This is a genomic window from Myxococcus sp. CA040A (assembly GCF_013336725.1).
Classification (GTDB): Bacteria; Myxococcota; Myxococcia; order Myxococcales; family Myxococcaceae; genus Myxococcus; species Myxococcus llanfairpwllgwyngyllgogerychwyrndrobwllllantysiliogogogochensis.
The window spans coordinates 255,728-275,616 of record NZ_JABUMR010000004.1; the positions used below are offsets into that span (position 1 = coordinate 255,728).

Genomic DNA, 19,889 nt, shown 5'->3' on the forward strand with positions numbered 1-19,889 from the left:
AAATACCCGTGCAAGAGCTCATCGACGTGCTGCGACACCAGGCACGCCACTTCGCGCCCGAGCTGTCACAGCTCGCATACAAGCGGGGTCTGGCGGTGACGCAGCTGGACGGCACCACCCGCCCCATCCCCATCACCGCGACGCCCGTCATCCTCGACGCCGCGGAGATCCGCCGTCGCGCGGAGCTGTCCGCGCGCCTGTCCTCCGCCACGGTGAAGATGGCACGCGCCACGCTCGAGGGGCCCGACGCCCAGGAGCTGCTGGGCGCCCTGTCCCCGCTCGAGCGAACGCTCGCCGAGCGCACGTGGCGGCAGTCCGCGCGACTGGCCACCACCCGCGTGGACTACTTCGTGTCGGGCGGGAAACCCTGGGCGCTGGAGGTCAACGCGACCATCCCAGCCATGCAGGGCTATTCGGACATCGCGGCCCGCTCGTTCATCGAGGTGGTGGCCCGGCACTTCCGCTATCCGGAGAAGGCCCTGGCGTCGCTGCTGGCCCTCAACGGCAGCAACGCGCTGGCGCTGTACCGAGCCCTGCTGGACGGCTACGCGGCCGAGCGCCCCGGGAAGTTCCCGGACACGGTGGCCCTGCTGTGTCGCCGCAACGACGCGCAGATCTCAGAGCTGCGCTGGCTGTGTGAGCGCTTCCGCGAGATGGGCGCGGACGCGGACCTGGTGCACCCGGACGAGGTCTCCGGCGACGACGCCTTCGAGGTGCGCGGCAAGAAGTACGACCTCGTCTATCGCCACCTCTTCGTGCGGCGGCTGGAGCAGACGCCGTCCCCATGGGTGGAGGACTTCCTGGGCACGGTGCCCGGCAAGAAGGCCGTGTTCCTCAACCCTCCCGCCTCGCAGGTGGAGGTGAAGTCCACCTTCGCGCGGCTGTCCCAGGCGCTCGCGGAGCCCGCGCTCGCCGAGGCCGCGGGCCTCACCGCCGAGGAGCTGGAGGCCGTGCGCACCTCGGTTCCCTGGACGCGCATCTTCAAGGCCGGCCCCGCCTCGGGCCCGGACGGAGGGCGGCTGGACGACCTGGTCGCCGAGGTGGCGAGGACGCCCGCTCGCTTCGTGCTCAAGCGGGCCTGGGACTATGGCGGCAAGGCCGTCTTCATCGGTCGCTCGGTGGGCACGGTGCCCTACACGGAGCGCGTGACGGCCGCGTATGGCGAGCTGCTGGGCTGGCCGGAGCTGTGCGCCCGCGCCGCGGCGGACCCGACGGGCGGCGGCTTCGTGGTGCAGGAAATCGTGGACTCTCCCCCGGAGGACCACCTGCTCTGCGAGCCGAACGGTACGGTGTTCCCCGCATCGTTCTTCGTGGACTACTCGGCGTACGCCTCCGTGGGGCTGGAGAAGCAGCCTGCCTGGGGGGGCGTGTGTCGGGGCTCCCTGGCGGAAATCGTGAATATCGTGGGCGGCGGCGGCGTGCTGCCGCTCATCACCACCGAGGTCGCCTCGAAGCTTTTGCTCGCGTGGAAGGCGATTTAAGGGAAGCGTCCTACGGGGTCCGCGCACGCCCCGGGTGAAGACGCTATAAGCAGTGGCGCCGCCGGGCTGAAGCTCCGGCGCGAAAGGATACGGTTCATGGCCTGGGAAACTTCCGGATGGCAGACGGCCGAGAGCGACTCGGTCAACTCCGTGCTGGTGCAGGAGTCGAAGCGCGCGTTCATGACGCGCGTGCATGGGTGGATGTTCGCGGGGCTGCTCGTCACCGGCGTGATGGCCATGGCGACGCTGAGCAACGAGGCGCTTTTGCGCACGGTCATCAACTGGCGCCTGGGATTGTTCGGCGTGCAGATTGTCGCGGTGCTCGGGCTGTCGTTCCTCGCGCCGCGCCTGTCGGGCCCGGTCGCCGCGGCGCTGTTCCTCGGCTACTCCGCGCTCACGGGGATGACCCTCTCCGTCATCTTCCTCATCTACACGGCGGGCAGCATCGCCCAGGCGTTCTTCCTGACAGCGGGAGTCTACGGCGCCATGGCCATCTACGGCACCGTCACGAAGAAGGACCTGAGCGCGTGGGGCACCTTCCTCTTCATGGGCCTCATCGGCGTGGTGCTGGCCGGCGTCGTCAACATCTTCGTCCGCAGTGACATGGTGTCCTTCGTCGGCGCCTGCGCGGCCGTGCTCGTCTTCTCCGGCCTGACGGCGTACGACACCCAGAAGCTGCGGGAGATGCACGCCAACACCGGCTACAGCAGCGCCGCCACGGTGAGCATCGTCGGCGCGCTGACGCTGTACCTGGACTTCATCAACCTGTTCCTCGCCATCCTCCGGCTGCTCGGTCGCCGTCGGTAGTCGGCCAGTCAACAGTTCCAGCCTTACGAAGCGGCGGCGCGTTCCCACCCGGGTCGCGTCGCCGCTTTTCGTTTTCGAGCGTTGACCCGATTTCCGGCCTTCTTTCCTCCATCCATGGGCACAGGAGGAAACCCGCAATGTTCAGGCCCCTCGCGTCATCACTCGTCGTGCTGTCCCTGCTGTCCGCCAGTCTGGCGTCAGCGCACGGCTCCATGGAGGTCCCCCTCAGTCGCGTCTACAGCTGCTTCAAGGAAGGTCCGGAGTCGCCCAAGTCCGCGGCGTGCAAGGCCGCCATCCAGGCCGGTGGCACGCAGGCGCTCTACGACTGGAACGGCGTGCGGCAGGGCGCGGCCAACGGCCGGCACCGCGAGCTCATCGCCGACGGCAAGCTTTGCAGCGCCGCCAACGAGAGCCACAAGGGCCTGGACCTGGCGCGCACGGACTGGCCCGCGACGCTCATCGCCCCGGACTCCAGCAACCGCTTCGAGTTCGTCTTCCACGCGACGGCGCTGCACGCGACGTCCTACTTCCATCTCTACGTCACGAAGGAAGGCTACAACCCGGCGCTGCCGCTGAAGTGGTCCGACCTGGAAGCCACCCCCTTCTGCACGCTGACGGGGAACGCCCTGCAGTCGAACAACCGCTACCGCTTCACGTGCCCCTTCCCGCAGGGCCGCACGGGGCAGCACGTCATCTATGCCATCTGGCAGCGCTCCGACAGCCCGGAGGCCTTCTACTCCTGCAGCGACGTGAAGTTCAGCAACACGCCGCCGCCGCCCACGTCGTGGAAGGAGCTGGGCGCGGTGCAGGCCCGCGAGGACCTGCCGGCCCGGAGCAAGGTGACGCTGCGCCTCTTCAACAGCGGCGGGGGTGACGCGGAGACGCACCCGCTCCAGCTCGACTCGGCCACGCCCGCGGCCACGTGGATGTACCTGCTGGCCCAGAGGGTGAACGCCAGCTCCAGCCGCGTGCAGGTGGGCGAGCTGCAATCCACGGGCGTCGTCAACCCCGTCAACAGCGCCATCGGAAACCGCGTCTACTCGCGCGAGGCGAGCGACACCTTCCAGCTCGATATCGAGAAGCCCACGGGCGGTGGCGGAGACCCCGCCCAGTACACGTACCCGAATGGCATCTCCAACTACGTGGCGGGAACGCTCGTCCAGGGCACGAACGGGAGCATCTACCGCTGCAAGCCCTTCCCCTACTCCGGCTGGTGCCAGGGCTCGGCGCCGTACTACGCCCCGGGCACCGGCAGCCACTGGGGCGACGCGTGGGAGTTCGTGCGCTGAAGCGGACGTCCGCTGTCACGACGTGAGCCCGCACGCGGGCCGCGACACACCCGAGGGCGGGGAGCCGACAGTCGTCAGCTCTCCGCCTTCTCCTTGCGCGCGAAGGGCATCACCAGCCGCGCCACGGGGCGGCCCTGCATCAGGTGCTCCTCGACGATTTCGGGCACGTCCTCCACCTTCACTCCGCCGTACCAGGTGCCCTCCGGGTAGACGACCACGGAGACGCCAAAGGAGCAGGTGTCGAGGCACCCGGCCGCGTTGGCGCGCATCCGTCCCTTCACCCCGCGCTTGTCGAGCTCCGCCTTGAAGGCCGCGCGCACCTCCTCCGCGCCCTTGGAGGCGCAACAGCCCTTGGGATTCCCATCCGGGCGGCGGTTGGTGCAGACGAAGACGTGGCTCTGGAACGGAGGAGGCATGAGCGCCTCCTAACGCGCTGGTTCCCCGAAATCGACCCCCACCTGTCCGCCGGACAACGGACCGAACAGGCGGGCAGATGACGAATCGGGACGTCGCCCCTAGCCAGCTACAGGGATGATGCACAGACTTTCAGCAAACGTCCCCCAGTGATCACGCTCGTTTGCATCGGAGTGACGCTACATGCCTCGCCAGCTGTTATCAGCAAACGTAGAGTCCCCCTTGACTTGGCGCGGAAAAGGCCCCGAATCTGCCCCTCCTGGCTGGTCGTGCTACAGGCCGCTACGCCTTTCCCCCGCACCGAGGCTCACCGGCGGAGCCACATTTAGTAGTGTGTGCGACACTTCCCAGCACTACTAGTGGGGTCAGTGCTGTTCTTGATCAGCCGCCCCCAAACGCGTATTGATCCGGCCGCCTGGCCAGCGGCCAGGCAATCTCCCCATCTGCGGTCCGGGGCTCGAGCCCCGCCACGAAACACTTCGCGAGTCCACTCCGGAGTCGTCCACGGCTGTCCGCGTGACGTCCCTGGAACCTTCGGAATCTCGCGCCCTTAGCGTTTCGCAAATTTTGCATCACAACCCAGAGTGTATTTTGGAGGGTGGCGACATGGAGAAGGAGCTGAGTGCGAAGCCCCTGGTGAGCGGGAAGGAGCGGCGGGCGAGTCGCGGCAAGGCGAAGGTCGCCGCGACGGGGCTGAGCGTGGAGCGCTACTTCACGACGCCTGGAGTGGACCCGGCGGACGAGCTGGCGTGGGAGTACCGCAGCGCGAGCATCACCGGGGAGGACGGCAAGGCGGTCTTCGAGCAGAAGAACATCGAGGTCCCCCGCTCCTGGTCGATGCTGGCGACGAACGTGGTGGCGTCGAAGTATTTCCGGGGCACGCCGGGGACGGATGAGCGTGAGACGAGCGTGCGCAAGCTGGTGGCGCGCGTGGTGGACACCCTGTCCCGCTGGGGGGTGGAGGGGGGTTACTTCTCCGCCGAGACGGACCGCGAGACGTTCCACGCGGAGCTGACGCACCTGCTCTTGCGGCAGAAGGCCTCGTTCAACTCGCCGGTCTGGTTCAACGTGGGCGTGGAGGCGCAGCCGCAGTGCTCGGCGTGTTTCATCAACAGCGTGGATGACTCCATGGAGTCCATCCTCACGCTGGCGCGCACGGAGGGCATGCTCTTCAAGTACGGCAGTGGCACGGGCAGCAACCTGTCCACCATCCGGGGCAGCAAGGAGCTCCTGGCGGGCGGCGGCACCGCGTCCGGGCCAGTGTCGTTCATGCGCGGCTTCGACGCCTTCGCCGGCGTCATCAAGAGCGGCGGCAAGACGCGGCGCGCGGCGAAGATGGTCATCCTCAACGCGGACCATCCGGACGTGCTCGAGTTCATCCGGTGCAAGTCGAACGAGGAGAAGAAGGCCTGGGCGCTCATCGAGGCCGGGTATGACCCGTCGTTCAACGGCGAGGCGTACGCGTCGGTGTTCTTCCAGAACTCGAACAACTCGGTGCGCGTCACCGACGACTTCATGAAGGCCGTGGTGGCGGACGGGCCGTGGCAGACGCGCACGGTGCGCGATGGCCAGCCGCTGGAGACCTTCCGGGCAAGGGACCTGTTCCGCGAAATCGCCGAGGCCGCGCACCTGTGCGGCGACCCGGGGATGCAGTTCGACACGACGGTGAACCACTGGCACACGTGCGCGGGCACGGCGCGAATCAACGCGTCCAACCCGTGCTCGGAGTACATGTTCCTGGACGATTCGGCGTGCAACCTGGCGTCGCTGAACCTGATGCACTTCCGCGACATCGCCGGCGACTTCGACGTGCCCGCCTTCAAGCACGCGGTGGACGTGCTCCTCCTGGCGCAGGAGATCATCGTCGGCTTCTCGCGCTACCCCACCGAGCGCATCGGCAAGAACAGCCACGACTACCGGCCGCTCGGGCTGGGCTTCGCGAACCTGGGCGCGCTGCTGATGGCGTCGGGCCTGCCGTATGACTCCGACGCGGGTCGCAACTACGCGTCCGCCATCACCTCGCTGATGTGCGGCGAGGCGTACGCGATGAGCGCGCGCATGGCGGAGAAGCAGGGTCCGTTCGCCGGCTACGCGAAGAACGCGGAGCCGATGCTGGGCGTCATCCGCAAGCACCGCAAGGCGGCGTACAACGTCCCCGCGCAAGGCGTGACGGCGGAGCTGCACGCGGCGCAGAAGGCCGCGTGGGACGTGGCGCTGGCGCTCGGCGAGCTGCACGGCTTCCGCAACAGCCAGGTGACGGTGCTGGCGCCCACGGGGACCATCGGCTTCATGATGGACTGCGACACCACGGGCATCGAGCCCGACATCGCGCTCATCAAGTACAAGAAGCTGGTGGGCGGCGGGATGCTGAAGATCGTCAACCAGACGGTGCCGCAGGCGCTGGAGAAGCTGGGCTATCCGCAGACGCAGGCCCAGGACATCATCAGCGCCCTGGACAAGGCGGACACGATTGAAGGCGCACCGCATCTGAAGTCCGAGCACCTGGCGGTGTTCGACTGCGCGTTCAAGCCGGCGAAGGGCTCGCGCAGCATCCACTGGATGGGCCACATCCAGATGATGGAGGCGTGCCAGCCGTTCCTCTCCGGAGCCATCTCCAAGACGGTGAACATGCCGTCGGACTCGACGGTGGAGGACATCGAGAAGGCCTACATGGAGTCGTGGAAGCGCGGCCTGAAGGCGGTGGCCGTCTACCGCGACGGGTGCAAGCGCACGCAGCCGTTGAACACGTCGAAGGAGACGGTGAAGGACACGCGCAAGGCCCCGGTGGCCGCCGTCGTCGAGCCCGCGGTGAAGCCCGAGCCTCGCGCGGTGCGGCGCCGGCTGCCTGACGAGCGGCGCTCCATCACCCACAAGTTCTCCATCGGCGGCCATGAGGGTTACCTCACGGTGGGCATGTACGAGGACGGAACGCCGGGTGAGCTGTTCATCGTCATGGCGAAGGAGGGCTCGGTGGTCAGCGGGCTGATGGACAGCTTCGCGACCAGCATCTCCCTGGCGCTCCAGTACGGCGTCCCGCTGAAGGTGATGGTGGACAAGCTGAGCCACACGCGCTTCGAGCCGAGCGGCTTCACGGGCAACCCCGCCATCCCCATCGCCAAGTCCATCACCGACTACATCTTCCGGTGGCTGGAGCTGAAGTTCCTGCCGAACGAGGACGCGGTCGAGGACGCCATCCTCGCCCCAGCGGACGCGCCGGCGACGCAGCCCGCCCTGCCCGCGCAGGTGACGTCGCTGTCGCTCCCCGCGCAGAACACTCGCGCGACGTGGCTCAACCAGGCGGACGCCCCGCCCTGCCACACCTGCGGCGCCATCATGGTGCGCAGCGGCGCTTGCTATAAGTGCGGCAACTGCGGAGCCACCAGCGGCTGCAGCTGAAGCCACCGGACACGGACTTCCGTGAAGGACGACAAGGGCTCCGGAACCATGCGTTCCGGGGCCCTTGCCATGTGCGGCGTCCCGCGCGGGCGTCAGTCCCGGGTCAGCGTGACATCGTCCACCTGGATATAGGTGTCCGTGCCGGACGCCCACAGGCCCGCGAACAGCTCCACCGAGTGGTTGGCGCCCGAGTCGAAGCTCACCGAGAGCTGCGTGTAGCCCGACAACGGTTGGGTGTAGTGGACCTCGGAGAGGATGGGGCCGCCCCTCGGCAGGCGGGCACCGAAGTAGCCGTCGTTGTGCGCGCCGGACGTGCGCACCCAGCCCTTCAGCGTGTAGCGCGTGTGGGGCGTCACGGCGGCTTCCTGTTTGATGGCGTGCCAGCCCTGCGTGCCCCGGGCCCAGGCGTTGTTGGCGCCCGTCCGCGCGAAGCCCGCGCCCCGGTCGATTCCGGCGTTGCCGTCCGCGTACCAGGGCGACGTCGCGCTCGCGGACGCCTGCTGCTCGAAGCCCGCGTGCGCCACCAGGTTGGTGCCCCGCTTGAGGCTCACGTCATCGAGTTGCAGCCAGGTGTCTTCTGTCGCCCACAGTCCTCCGTAGACCTCGACGATGGCGTTCGGGCCGGAGTTGAAGGTGACGACCTGCTCCGTGTACGCCGGCAACGAGGCGAAGGCGCGCTCACCGAGGATGGGGCCATTGCCGGGGCCGCGTGCTCCGAAGTAGCCCGTCGTGTTGTTCGCCGACGTGCGGACCCAACCCCGGAGCGTGTAGTCGGTGTGCGGCTGGACGACGACGCTCTGCTTCAGCGCGTTCCAACCGGAGTCGTAGCGCACGAAGCCGTTGTCCTGCCCGGTGCGCGCCTGACCGACGTTGCGGTCCACGCCGGCATTGCCCACCGGGTACCAGGGCGCCGTCACGGGGGTAGCGGACTGGGACTCGAAGCCGGGCTCGGAGAGGAGGTTGTCTCCGTCCGCGTCCGCCACGAGCGTCGCTCGCATCAGGAACGTGTTGTACGGCGTCCACTGGGACATGACGAAGTAGAGGCTCGTCGCCGTGCTGCCCCACGGGTGGATGAACGCGTTGTAGAGGCCCGGGAACTGACTGCCGAGGGCGAGGATCTTCTCACCGCTCCACGGCCCCGCAGGCGTTCCCGCGTCCCGCATGACGGCTGCCTGCCGGTGCTCGTTCAGGTACGTCATGAGGAACCGGCCGAGCGCCGCGTTGTACGAGACGGACAGCTCTCCCGCGATGCCGATGGCCACGGGTTGGGATGCGGCCTGGGACACAGCCCAGCCGTTGCCGTCCCAATAACGGTAGGCGTTGATATCGAGGAGCGCGCCCTCGGGCACCCGGGCGAGGTGGACGTTGCCGTAGCGTCCGTTCGGCGTACCGTACAGGTAGACGAACCCACCATTCTTGACGAGCGCGGCCATCTGGAAGTTGTTCGTCCAGGAGGCGTTGTTCCACCAGCGCGCGTTCGCGTGCTTCACCCACGTCTGTCCGTTGTCGTCCGAGTACGCGAGGCCCGAGTAGTTCGTGTACCACCGGCCCGCTTCGCCCCAGTGGTGGATGGACATGTAGTGGATGAAGTGGCGCGAGCCCACCGTGACGCCCGCCGTGGGGATGACTGTGATTTCGTCGTTGTTGATCTTCTTCGAGGGGAGGACCTCCTTCGCGTGCCGGGCGTAGTCCTGGACCATCGAGGAGAAGGTGAGCCCATCCGCGAGATTCGTATCGGACGAGCGCGCGAGGACATTGCTCCGCCAGCCCGTCCCACACCCGCCATTGCCACACCACCCCGCGCCAAACGTGTCACCGAAGAGGACGAAGACCTCTCCCCCACCCTTGTCCCAGACAATGCCGAGGTCCGTCCCATACACCTCGTGATTCGCGTGGGTCTGATTGGGATTGGGGAGGAATTCACCGGCGGGAGTGGCCCCCGTCACCCGGGAGACCTTCGTCACGCCTGTCGGAGTCACGGCTCCGGCGGCGCCCGTGTACATCCAGGCAAGGATCCATACGGCTCGGTGCAACGACGACCACTCCCAGGGCTGCTCGCGACTCATCGTGCGTCTCCGCCTCTCTGGTTCGTCTCGATGCGTTCAGGACATCCGTGCCGGGGGAACACAAGCCCACCGACCCGGCCGGCGCATCCAAGCACAGACAGACGGACAGACAGGCCATGGCGACCATGCCTTGGCGCACGGATGAACGCTTCGTCAGGTGTGGAGCGTCGAGGGAGCGCGAGGCCCGTGGACGACGGACCTCGCGCTGCACCGCGGCGTGGCTCAGTCCGCGCGGGACGCGGGGAGACGGTCGTAGACCTCCGACGCCTTGGCGGACACGCGCGACAGCTCATCGAGCGTCGTGGATGCCACGGGCGTTCCACCCGAGTCCGCGATGACGAAGGCCACGGGACGGCCACGGGCGCGAATCGGCACGACGAGCAGGCGCGACGACGGGCCGCCGAGCGCGGAGAAGATGGCCTCGTCTTGAGGACAGGTGGGAGTGTCGAAGCTGCTGGGCCCGAGCTGCTCCAGCGCGGACATCAGGAGCGACGGCGCTTCCAGGTCCACCTTGAGCGCGGAGACTTGAGGACTGTCGCATCCGGGCCCCCACGCATGGCCGACGCGCACGAGCCCGAAGCTCTCCCCCAACAGGAAGGCCCGCTGGAAACGTCCGGCGCAGTACGCGAGCAGCACCTTGCCGAGCACTCCCTGCGTCCCCACGTCCTCCAGCGCCGTGAGCACCTGCTCCGCCGACACCGCGGGCCCCTCGCTCCCAGGAGCCACGGGGGCATCGGTCGCGGCCAGGAGCGCCCTCAACGCTTCCGACTGTTCACGCGCCTGGGGCTGCCAGGGCTGCTGAATGAAGTCCCAGGCGGAGGCGAGAGGCAGCTCACTCGCGGGCGCAGCTCGCTGCACCGTGCCGTCGAGGTCCACCGCGCGGTCCTCCCATGTGTTCTCCGCGACATGACCGATGGTGCCGTTGCCCTCGGAGCCCTGCCACCCCACGAACTCCCAGGTCGAGGCGAGCTGCATGGGTGCGTCATCCGTGGCGGGCAGGTCATCGAGTTCGATGGGCGCGCGCCGCGTCACCGCGGGCTTGGGGGGCTCCAGGACCGCGGGCTCCGCGTTCGCCGCGCGGACCGCGTCCAGCGAGACCACGGTGCCCTCGGGGGACGGACTGGCCTCTCCCGAGGCCGCATCGTGGGACTCTCCCGTGGCGGCTCGTGCGGACTTGAAGTCGCCCACGGACGAGAGTGGCGCGGGGGCGTCGAACGTGACAGCCGCAGCCGGGGCGGGTTCGCCCGACGCCTGCTTGGACTCGGTGGCGGTGCTGGAATCAGGGAGGTTCGAGGCCGCTGCCTCGGGCTCCGTGACCGCACGCTGTGGAGAGACGTTGCCAGCCGGGAGTTCGCTCGCGGAATCACTTGTCCCGGTGACATCGCGCTGAGTCGTGGGCTCGACGCGTGTGGACTGCTCGCCGTGCGACGCGAGCAAGGCACCGGCGGCCTCCAGTTCGAGCGACTCGCCGGCATCCTCATCACCTGCGAGGCTTTTCGGCTGAATGGCGTCATCCGAGGTGGCGGACCCGCGCGGGTCTGCGTCGCTCGGTCGCGACCTTACGAGCTTCCAGGGCTCGCCTTCGCTCGTGTGCCCTGTGCCTTGCGACTCCGCCGTGGAATCCGCGGAACTGGCGGGACGTGCGCTGTGCGTTGACGCGATTCCGGTATGAGCCGCCTCTTCGCTGGCGTCCAGGTAGGCGACGGACGTCGACTCCGAGGCGCCGGTGGGCGGCACGAACAGCGTGGATGGCTCCGTGCTGGATGAGGTCGGCTCGCTCGACGCGTCACTTGGCAGGTCGGCGGATGCCGAGATTCGAAGCCCTGTTTGGGGCGACCCATCGCCTGGGTCCACCAGGGCTTGTGGAGTGGCCTCCGCGACCTCTTCGCTTCGTGGCGTTGAGTGGACTGGCGTCGGGTCGATGGAGGTGCTCGAGGACGGAGCCTCGGATGCGGCGACGTCGGACGCTTGGGCCAGCGACGTCTCGAATGAAACGCGCTCGCTGGACTCCCCCATGGCCGAGCGGAACTCGACCGTCGTCACGGCCTGGACTGGAGTCTCTTTGCTCGAAGCGACCCCTGGCGTGCTGGGCTCGGACTCCGCCGACTTGGGCGCAGCCTCTTCGATTGCGCCCCCTGTCGCCGTGCTGGCGGTAACCGTTCCGACTTCGGGGACATCATCATCGCGGGTTGCGAACGAGGACTTTGCTCCCTCGAACAGAACGAGGCCACTCGATGTCTGTGACTCGGACGTCACGACTTCGGTTGAGGTTTCCTCGGTCGCGCGAGTGGCCCGTGTTGGGACAGCAAGCGAGTGGACCTCTTCGAGCATGCTCGACGGCCCATGTTCACCCTGCCCGACCTCAATCGATGCGTGTACCGATGCGCCTGACTCAACGCCGTGGGCTTCGCCCTGAGTGACCTCGGGAAAATGCGGCGCCACTGAGCGGTCCAGGCCGAGGGCATCGCTTGCGACAAGCGCGGGCGCGTCCGAGACAGGCGCAAAGTCGGGCACCATGACTTCGAGCGACCCCACCGTCGACGCGCTCGGCTCGGATGCAAGCACTGCTTGGTTGTCTGCGTTCGGACCGATCAACTCGGATGCAGTGGCTCCGTGCACCACCGCTGCCGATGCACCTGACTCGGACGGAAGTCCTGGCGGCGCGGATGCGGTCGAGTCTTCCGTTGCGAGATCAATGCCTCTGTGCAGCGTCTCCGTCGACTCCGGTGCGATGCCATCGTGCACGCTCACCGACACGGGCACATCAGCCGAGACCTCGGCAGCAGTGCCTTCACGCGCCGCAAACACGGGTGCAGCGGTATCGCCCCCAGCTTCTTCGCTCGCGATGCTCCACGACGTGGGCGCATCCGTCACTGCACCAGACGCGATTCCTTCGTGCGCGGCATTCACGGGTGCAACGACTTCGAATGAGGAACCTTCGCTCGCGATGCTCCACGACGTGGGCGCATCCGTCACCGCATCAGGGGCACTTCCTTCGTGCGCGCGCTCTATCGATGCAGAGAGAGCGAATGCACGGTCCTCGCTCGGTTGCCCCCACGACTCGGGCACATCTGACAACGACTCCGACGCAGGCACTTCGCGCGCGTCAGCGCCCCCTGCGCTCGCGGAAGCAGGTGCGGGCAGCCCGACCAATCCATCGAGCGAGCGAGGGGTGATTCCCGGTGCGGCGTCCGAGACCGACGAAACAGACTCCGTCGCCGGACGCGTTGAATCTGCCCACTCGACTTCGAGCGGAGCCGGCTGACCGGGAGACACCTCAATGACAGCGTCGACTCCATGCGGAGACGTTGGCGTCGCGCTCGGCAGATCCAACTGTGCAGAGCCACCTCCCTCGAAGGGCGCCATTCCCTTCGGTGCCATACCCGGCGGCTGAGGCCCTGTGCTTCCCGGCGGTGTCGACCGCAGCAGTCCGGGCGATTGTGGCGACTCCGCCAACGAAGGCTGCACGCCCCCCGACGGGGTCGCGACGTGCGCGTGAGATGGAACTCCAGGCTGCGGCGGACGCGCCATTCCAGGCGGCGGACCCACGGGGCCACTCGCCACCGAAGCCGGTCGCCCTCCCGCGGCCACATTCAGGCCCGGAGGAACCACTCCCTGTGGACCAGGGGCCGACGGAAGGCCCGTCCCTGATGGCGGCCTCGCGCCTGCCATTCCATGAGGCACGGTGCCCGGAGGACCCGATACGGCGGGCATCCCTGCGCTCGAAGCCCGTGTGCCTGCTGCCATACCCGGCGGAATCGCGCCCTGCGATCCTGCTCCCGCTGGCATGCCCGGCAGCACCGCACCATGAGGCCCTGAACTCGCTGACATGCCCTGCGGAATCGCGCCCTGCGCTCCTGCTCCTGCTGGCATGCCCTGCGGCACTGATCCTGCGGCCAGGCCCTGCGGAATCGCGCCCTGCAACACGGCTCCCGCTGACATGCCCGGTGACACCGCACTCGGCGGCACTGCTCCCGCTGACATGCCCGGTGGCATCGCACCCGGCGGCACTGCTCCCGCTGTCTGGCCCAGTGGCACCGCGCCCGGCGGCGCTGCTCCCGCTGCCAGGCCCGGTGGCACCACACCCGGCGGCGGTGCTCCTGCTGCCATGCCCAGCGGCACCGCACCCGGCGGCACCGCGCCCGCTGCCATGCCCGGCGGCACCGCGCCCGGCGGCCCTGAGACGGGCCGCGCACCCACGCCACCCATCCCTGGGGGAACGGCCCCCTGCGCTCCGGGCGCCGCAGGCATTCCCGTCCTCGATGGGGGGCGTGCCCCCATCATCCCGGGAGGAACGGTGCCTTGTGATCCTGGCGGCGGGGGGGCACTCGGGCCGGCGCTCTGCTGTCCCTGCGCGGATGGCATGCCCGTATTCGACGGAGGCCGTGCCCCCATCATCCCCGGCGGAATCGGCGCACCTTGCGGGCCTGCGGGAACACTCGCCCCCGGTGGCGGCCGTGCTCCCGCCATCCCTGGCGGAACCGCTCCTTGGGGTCCAGCACTCGAACCACCAGGACCTTGCGGCCCCTGTATCGATGGCGTTCCCGTGCTCGACGGAGGCCGTGCTCCCGCCATCCCTGGCGGAACCGCTCCTTGTGATCCCGGCGCCAGAGGGGCACTCGGGCCCGCAACGCCCTGCGGTCCCTGCGCTGACGGCATGCCTGTACTCGACGGAGGCCGTGTCCCCATCATCCCAGGGGGAACAGGGCCTTGAGGTCCCGCACCCATGGGGCTGCTCGCGACAACAACGCCCGGCGGGCCCTGCACCGACGGCAGGCCCGTACCCGACGGAGGCCGTGCCCCCATCATCCCCGGCGGAACCGCGCCAGGTACCGAAGGGACAACACCCGCGCTCGATGGAGGCCGTGCCCCCGTCATCCCCGGCGGAACCGCGCCTTGCGGCCCCGGCACCGAGGGAACACCGGCACTCGAGGGCCTCGTGCTCGCCATTCCGGCAGGCACCGGTCCCGCGACAGAAGGAGTCCCCGTGGACGAAGGCGGGCGCACGCCCAGAGGCCCCATTCCCTGTCCTCCGGGAACCGGAGCCATTCCCGCTCCCGGAGAGGGCCTCGCGCCCGGCGCTCCCGCGACACCCGGCCCCGCGCCTTGCGGAATCGAGGGAAGGCCCGTCCCCGAGGGAGGCCTTCCACCCGGAGCGACCATCCCAGGAGGCACCGCCAGTTCGGCGAATGGTCCAGGCCCCGGTGGCCGCGCGGCCCCCGCATTCCCGGGAGCACCCGAAGGAGGCACCCCACCCGTCGGCACCGGAGACTGAACTCCAGGTCCGCTCTGCGGCCCTACCGACGACGCGTCACCCATGCTCGGCCGCATCGATACTGCCTGCGGCCCCATCGACGACGCTTCACTCGCGCCCCGAACCACCGCGCCTCCAGGCGCAGCCGGCGGACCCATCGTCGACGCCTCACTTGCGCCCGGCCGAACCGCCACGGCTCCAGGCGCGGCCAGCGGCCCCACCACGGACGCGGGCGGCCTCGCCCCCGCGCCTCCTGGGGCGCCAGCACCCGGCGCCCGGTTCAACCCAGGCGGCTGATGCGGAGACCACTGCCCTCCCGAGTGTCGCGAGACCATGCCGGGCGGCTGCGCGGCAATCCCTCCCTGCCCCTCCGCCACGACACCTCGCTCGCCCTGCCCCGCGAACACCGGCGGTCTCGGCGCGGGAGGCTCCACGACCTCCTCCATGACGCCCTCGAGCACCTCCTCGGTGTCCACGAGCTCCAGTTCCTCGGTGGGGTCGATCTCCTCCGCCGCCTCGAACTCTTCCTCCGGCTCGATCTCCTCCGCCACCTCCAGCTCCAGCGGAGCCACGGGCGGAGACAGCCTCGGCGGCGCCGCGGGCGAGAGTCGGGGCGGCCCATCCATCCGGTTCCCCCCTGGAGCCACCGCCACGGGAGCGAGCTGCGGTGGACCCGAGGGTGCCAGCATCGGAGGCCCCGCCTCGGCCCGAGCGCTTTCTCGAAGCTCCATCGCGTCGCCGGAAATCCCGGCCCCGGAAGCGCTCGACGCGCTCCACTCCACGTCCTCCGCCGCCACGTCCTCGGCGTCGTCGCTCAGGAACTGTCCGGGCGCCAGCCCCCCGAATATCCCCTCCGTGCCCGGCTCCGCACGCACGGGCGCTGGAGGCGGAGCCACCTCGGGCAGGGGAACCATCACCCCCCGCCCCGGTGCCACCGCGCCCCGAGGCTGCACCGCGCGCCGCGCCGTGGCCATGCTCATGGAGCGCGACTCGCGACGGATGCCGTAACGCTGCGCCTGGTAGTGGAACAGCCGCAGTTCCGGAGTGATGTGCGGAAGGATTCGCAGGCCCGTGATGAACCCGAGCGCGTCCGTGTGCTGGATTTCAAAGGGGCTCGCCATCGCCACCTTCAACCGGCGCCCTTCCTGGGCCAGTGGGAAGGCCAGGTGCTTCTCCGCCAGCGCCGCCGGCAGCAACCTCAACGTCGCGTCGGTGACGACCTCGAAGTCGGCCTCCTGGGCCACCGGGTAGCGCGTCTGCTCCCCCAGGACCATCGCCACCGTGTCGATGTCCAGCAAGTCCAGCTCGATGAGGATGGACCCCAACCGCCCACCGTAGATGAGCTGGGCCTTCAGGGCCTCGTCGAGCTGCGCCTGCGTGAGGAGGCCCTTACGGACCAGGATCGCTCCGAGCTTTTCCGCCATGCCCTTCGGAGTCTAGACGGCTTCGCCTCCCCTCGGGGCCGGCTCCCCGCCCCTCCCCGCGTCATTTCGACCCGCCACCCCGGCACCTCGCACACAACCCGGCCGCAACAATCGCGCTCCGTGTGAAATCAGACGGGGCTCCGCCGACCGCCCTCCCCGCGAGGCGGTGTCCTTTCTGCATCCAGAACCCTTCCCCCGCACAAACGCCACCGGCCCCACACATCCTCCTGCTCTTGCAACTCAATCATCAACAGGGAGGCGGCTCTGTCAGTGATAACCGCTATAACCGGTTGTGCAGCCTGAGCTGCGAAGTCCCATCCCCACAGGAGAGCAGATGAAACGAATCCAGCTCGCAGGTCTCGTCGCCGCGCTGACACTCAGCGCGCCGGCCGCGCTGGCCTCGGCCCCCGTGTGCAAGGCGGCGGCCTCCCCCGCTTCCCAGCGCGCCACGAAGGTCGGCGAGGACGTGTACCGACGCTTCGAGTCGGCACATCCCTACGCCACCGCGGAGCTGCGCAGGCAGAGCGGTCCGCTGCACACCGACGTCATCACCCACCCGGGGGCCGCGTACATCGCCGCGCACTTCGAGCGGCTGGAGCTGGAGGAGGGAGACTTCGTCGTGGTGCGTTCGCCGGACGGCACGCGCTCGCGGCGGTATGACGGCTCGCACCCGGGGGCGCGCGACGGCTTCTGGGCCATGCACATCCCCGGCGACACCGCCATCGTCGAGCTGCACGGCACCGACTCCCCAGGGCGCCGAGGCATCCTCAACCAGCACGGCTACTCCATCGACCGCTTCGCGCGCGGCTACACCAACGCGGAGCAGGGCTTCACGTCCGAGCTGAACAAGGCCCTGTGCGGCGTGGACGACTCGGGGTGGGCTCCCTGCTACGCCACCAGCGAGCCGACCCTCTATGGCCGCGCCCGTCCCGTGGCGCGCCTGCTCATCGGTGGCTCCAGCGCCTGCACCGGCTGGCTCGTGGGCAGCCAGGGCCACATCCTCACGAACCAGCACTGCATCGGCACCGCCAGCGATGCGCAGAACACCGACTTCGAGTTCATGGCCGAGGGCGCCACCTGTGCGACGAGCTGCGGGAGCTGGTTCGGCTGTCCGGGCCACGTCATCTCCGGCGGCACGCTGGTGCAGGCGGACGCGCCTCGCGACTACGCGCTGGTGCGGCTCGCGGTGAATCCCACCAACAGCTTCGGCTACCTCCAGATGCGCGGCGCGGGCGCGGTGGTGAACGAGCGCATCTACATTCCCCAGCACCCGGCGGGGTACGGCAAGAAGATCGCCGTCACCTCCACGGACTCCACCGACGAGTCTGGCTTCGCGGAGGTCTACAGCCTGAACGAGGCGTCCTGCCAATCCGGCGGCCCCAATGACGTGGGCTACTTCGCGGACACGCAGGGAGGCTCGTCCGGCTCGCCCGTGGTGGGCTACTCGGACCACCTGGTCGTCTCCCTGCACCACTGCGCGAACTGCCCCAACCGGGGCGTGCCCATCCAGGCCGTCGTCAGCCACCTGGGCGCAAACCTCCCCCAGTGCGCGCTGCCCACCGCCGGCTGCCCGGACCCCAACGGCAACGGCGAGCCGCCCCCGGAGGAGCCGCCTCCGCCGGCCAACTCCTTCACGTACACGGCCACCAACACCAACAACGCGCAGCAGAACACCACCAACAAGAAGCTGGCCCTCACCGCCGGCCAGCAGCTCACCGTGGCCACCTGTGGGCTGACGGGCGCGAAGACCACGGGTGACACGTACATGCGGCTCTTCAACCCCGCGGGCACTTCCGTCGCCACCAACGACGACGCGTGCGGCGGCCGGGGCTCCAGCATCACCTTCACCGCCACCACCGCGGGCGAGTACGAGGTGCGCGCCGGCTGCTATTCAACCGGAAGCTGTGGCGGCACCGTCGTCTGGGAGATTTCCGGGGGCAATCCCCCGCCGGCCACGTCCGGCTCGTTCGCCTTCAGCGGGAGCAACACCAACAGCGCCCAGCAGGCGACCACCAACCGCGACCTCACCGTCACCGCCGGCCAGATCCTCACCGTGGCCACCTGCGGAGCGACGGGCGCGTCCTTCACCGGGGACACGTACCTGCGCCTCTTCAGCGGCGCCACCCAGTCCGCGGCCAATGACGACGCGTGCGGCGGCCGAGGCTCCAGCTTGAGCTTCACCGCCACCACGTCCGGCACGCTCCAGATTCGCGCCGGCTGCTACAGCAATACGACGTGCAGCGGCACCGTGGTCTGGAACATCCAGTAGCGACCGCCGTCCACCGCGCGTCGCGCTCACGGAAATCCGTGTCCGACGCGGGGCCCGGGCCACGGATTTCCGTGGCCTGGGCACGCCTGCCTGCTCAGTAGGCGTTCTTCGAGAGGAAGCCGCCCAGCGCGGTGCGCACGAGAATCTTCAGGTCCATCAAGAGCGACCAGTTCTCGATGTAGTACAGGTCGTACTCGATGCGCTTCTCGATGCACGTCTGACCGCGCAGGCCGTTGATCTGCGCCCAGCCGGTGATGCCCGCCTTCACCTTGTGCCGCAGGTGGTAGCGCGGAATCTGCCGCTTGAACTCCTCGATGAAGACGGGGCGCTCGGGGCGCGGGCCGACCAGGCTCATGTCCCCCGTCAGCACGTTGAAGAACTGTGGCAGCTCATCCAGGGAGTACTTGCGCAGGACGGTGCCGATGACGGTGCGGCGCGGGTCGTCCTTGGCCGCCATCATCGCCCCGGAATGCTCCGCGTCCACGCGCATGGTGCGGAACTTGAGGATGTGGAAGGTGCGGCCATCCATCCCCATGCGCTCCTGGCGGTAGAGCATGGGACCGCGGCTGGTCAGCCGCACCGCCAGCGCGGTGGCCGCCATGAGCGGCGCGGTGACGAGGATGGCCAGCAGCGAGAAGAGGATGTCGAAGGCGCGCTTGGAGACGCGGCTCCAGCCCTCCATCGGGTCACCCTGGAGCCGGATGATGGGCAGGCCGCCGAACTCCTCCAGCCCGCCGTACAGGGTGATGTACTGGTAGAGGTCCGGCACCACCCTGACGTCCACGGTGCGCAGCGCCAGTTGCTCCATCAGCCGCTTCACGTGCGCCTGGTCCTCCAGGGGCAGCGCGAGGATGACCTGGTCCACCGGCTGCGCATCCAGCACGCGCTCCACGTCGTCCACGTGGCCGATGATGCGCACCCCGTTGACGTATTGGCCCACCTTCTCCGGCCGCAGCGACAAAAGGCCCGTCACGCGGAAGCCCAGCTCGCGGTGACCTTCCACCGTCTCCACGACACGCTGGCCCAGCTCCCCCGCGCCGATGACGAGGATGGACTTGAGGTTGTGGCCCCGGCGACGCACCTCGCTCAACACGTAGCGGAACGCCAGCCGGATGCACGTCACCAGCACGAAGGCGTAGACGACGAAGATGACCAGCGTCAGGCGCGAGTAACGCTCCCGCGCGAAGTACGTCGCGGCCACCAGAATGAGCGTCGCGGTGATGGTGGACTTGAAGACCTCGAACACCTCACCCGTGTTCGTCCGGGAGCGGTTCGTCGCGTAGAGCCTCGACTGCTTGAAGGCCGCCGGGAAGATGACGAGCACCATCAGCAGCGAGACGAGCGAATCCTCCCAGGGTGGGATTCCTTCCGTGACGGGGACGATGCCGGAGAACCGCGTGGCGTACGCCAAGGCGAACGCCACCGCGAGCATCACCATGTCCGCGACAACCTTGATGGACGTGTAGAAGCGCTGGAGACGACTGAACAC

General features: G+C 68.8%; 9 protein-coding genes and 1 pseudogene. 5 read left to right on the forward strand and 5 right to left on the reverse strand.

Annotation, left to right across the window (positions count from 1 at the left end; all coding sequences use genetic code 11):
- Nucleotides 1-8: 8 nt before the first annotated feature.
- The 3 genes from HUA75_RS18195 (at nucleotide 9) to HUA75_RS18205 (ending at nucleotide 3,577) form a co-directional block, all read left to right on the forward strand.
- Nucleotides 9-1,481, forward strand: a complete 1,473-nt coding sequence (locus HUA75_RS18195) for a hypothetical protein (RefSeq protein ID WP_141647050.1) — start codon at nucleotides 9-11, stop codon at nucleotides 1,479-1,481.
- A gap of 96 nt (nucleotides 1,482-1,577) precedes the next feature.
- Entirely contained in the window at nucleotides 1,578-2,288 is a 711-nt protein-coding gene (locus HUA75_RS18200) for a Bax inhibitor-1/YccA family protein (RefSeq protein WP_174487129.1), read from the forward strand.
- A 137-nt stretch (nucleotides 2,289-2,425) separates the two neighbouring features.
- Entirely contained in the window at nucleotides 2,426-3,577 is a 1,152-nt protein-coding gene (locus tag HUA75_RS18205; RefSeq protein ID WP_174487130.1) for a lytic polysaccharide monooxygenase, read from the forward strand.
- Between the two features lie 74 nt (nucleotides 3,578-3,651).
- On the opposite strand, the gene HUA75_RS18210 is transcribed toward HUA75_RS18205, so the two are convergent.
- Entirely contained in the window at nucleotides 3,652-3,993 is a 342-nt protein-coding gene (locus HUA75_RS18210) for a ferredoxin (protein ID WP_141647047.1), read from the reverse strand.
- Nucleotides 3,994-4,597: 604 nt separating this feature from the next.
- Between HUA75_RS18210 and HUA75_RS18215 the strand changes: the two genes are divergently transcribed.
- Nucleotides 4,598-7,387, forward strand: coding sequence for a vitamin B12-dependent ribonucleotide reductase (locus HUA75_RS18215; RefSeq protein ID WP_174487131.1), 2,790 nt, complete (start codon nucleotides 4,598-4,600; stop codon nucleotides 7,385-7,387).
- A gap of 92 nt (nucleotides 7,388-7,479) precedes the next feature.
- On the opposite strand, the gene HUA75_RS18220 is transcribed toward HUA75_RS18215, so the two are convergent.
- The 3 genes and pseudogenes from HUA75_RS18220 to HUA75_RS47940 all read right to left on the reverse strand — a co-directional run.
- Nucleotides 7,480-9,390: a DUF4185 domain-containing protein gene (locus HUA75_RS18220; RefSeq protein ID WP_254627630.1), complete on the reverse strand. Its 1,911-nt coding sequence runs from the start codon at nucleotides 9,388-9,390 to the stop codon at nucleotides 7,480-7,482.
- A 285-nt stretch (nucleotides 9,391-9,675) separates the two neighbouring features.
- Nucleotides 9,676-10,890: a general secretion pathway protein GspE gene (locus HUA75_RS46775; protein ID WP_254627631.1), complete on the reverse strand. Its 1,215-nt coding sequence runs from the start codon at nucleotides 10,888-10,890 to the stop codon at nucleotides 9,676-9,678.
- A gap of 4,869 nt (nucleotides 10,891-15,759) precedes the next feature.
- A pseudogene (locus tag HUA75_RS47940) lies at nucleotides 15,760-16,131 on the reverse strand (hypothetical protein); the annotation flags it as partial.
- Between the two features lie 334 nt (nucleotides 16,132-16,465).
- Between HUA75_RS47940 and HUA75_RS18230 the strand changes: the two are divergent.
- On the forward strand, nucleotides 16,466-18,400 hold the full coding sequence (locus HUA75_RS18230) for a serine protease (RefSeq protein ID WP_174487134.1): 1,935 nt from the start codon (nucleotides 16,466-16,468) through the stop codon (nucleotides 18,398-18,400).
- A 94-nt stretch (nucleotides 18,401-18,494) separates the two neighbouring features.
- On the opposite strand, the gene HUA75_RS18235 is transcribed toward HUA75_RS18230, so the two are convergent.
- A complete protein-coding gene (locus HUA75_RS18235; RefSeq protein ID WP_141643802.1) occupies nucleotides 18,495-19,889 on the reverse strand; it encodes an undecaprenyl-phosphate glucose phosphotransferase in 1,395 nt (464 codons plus the stop codon).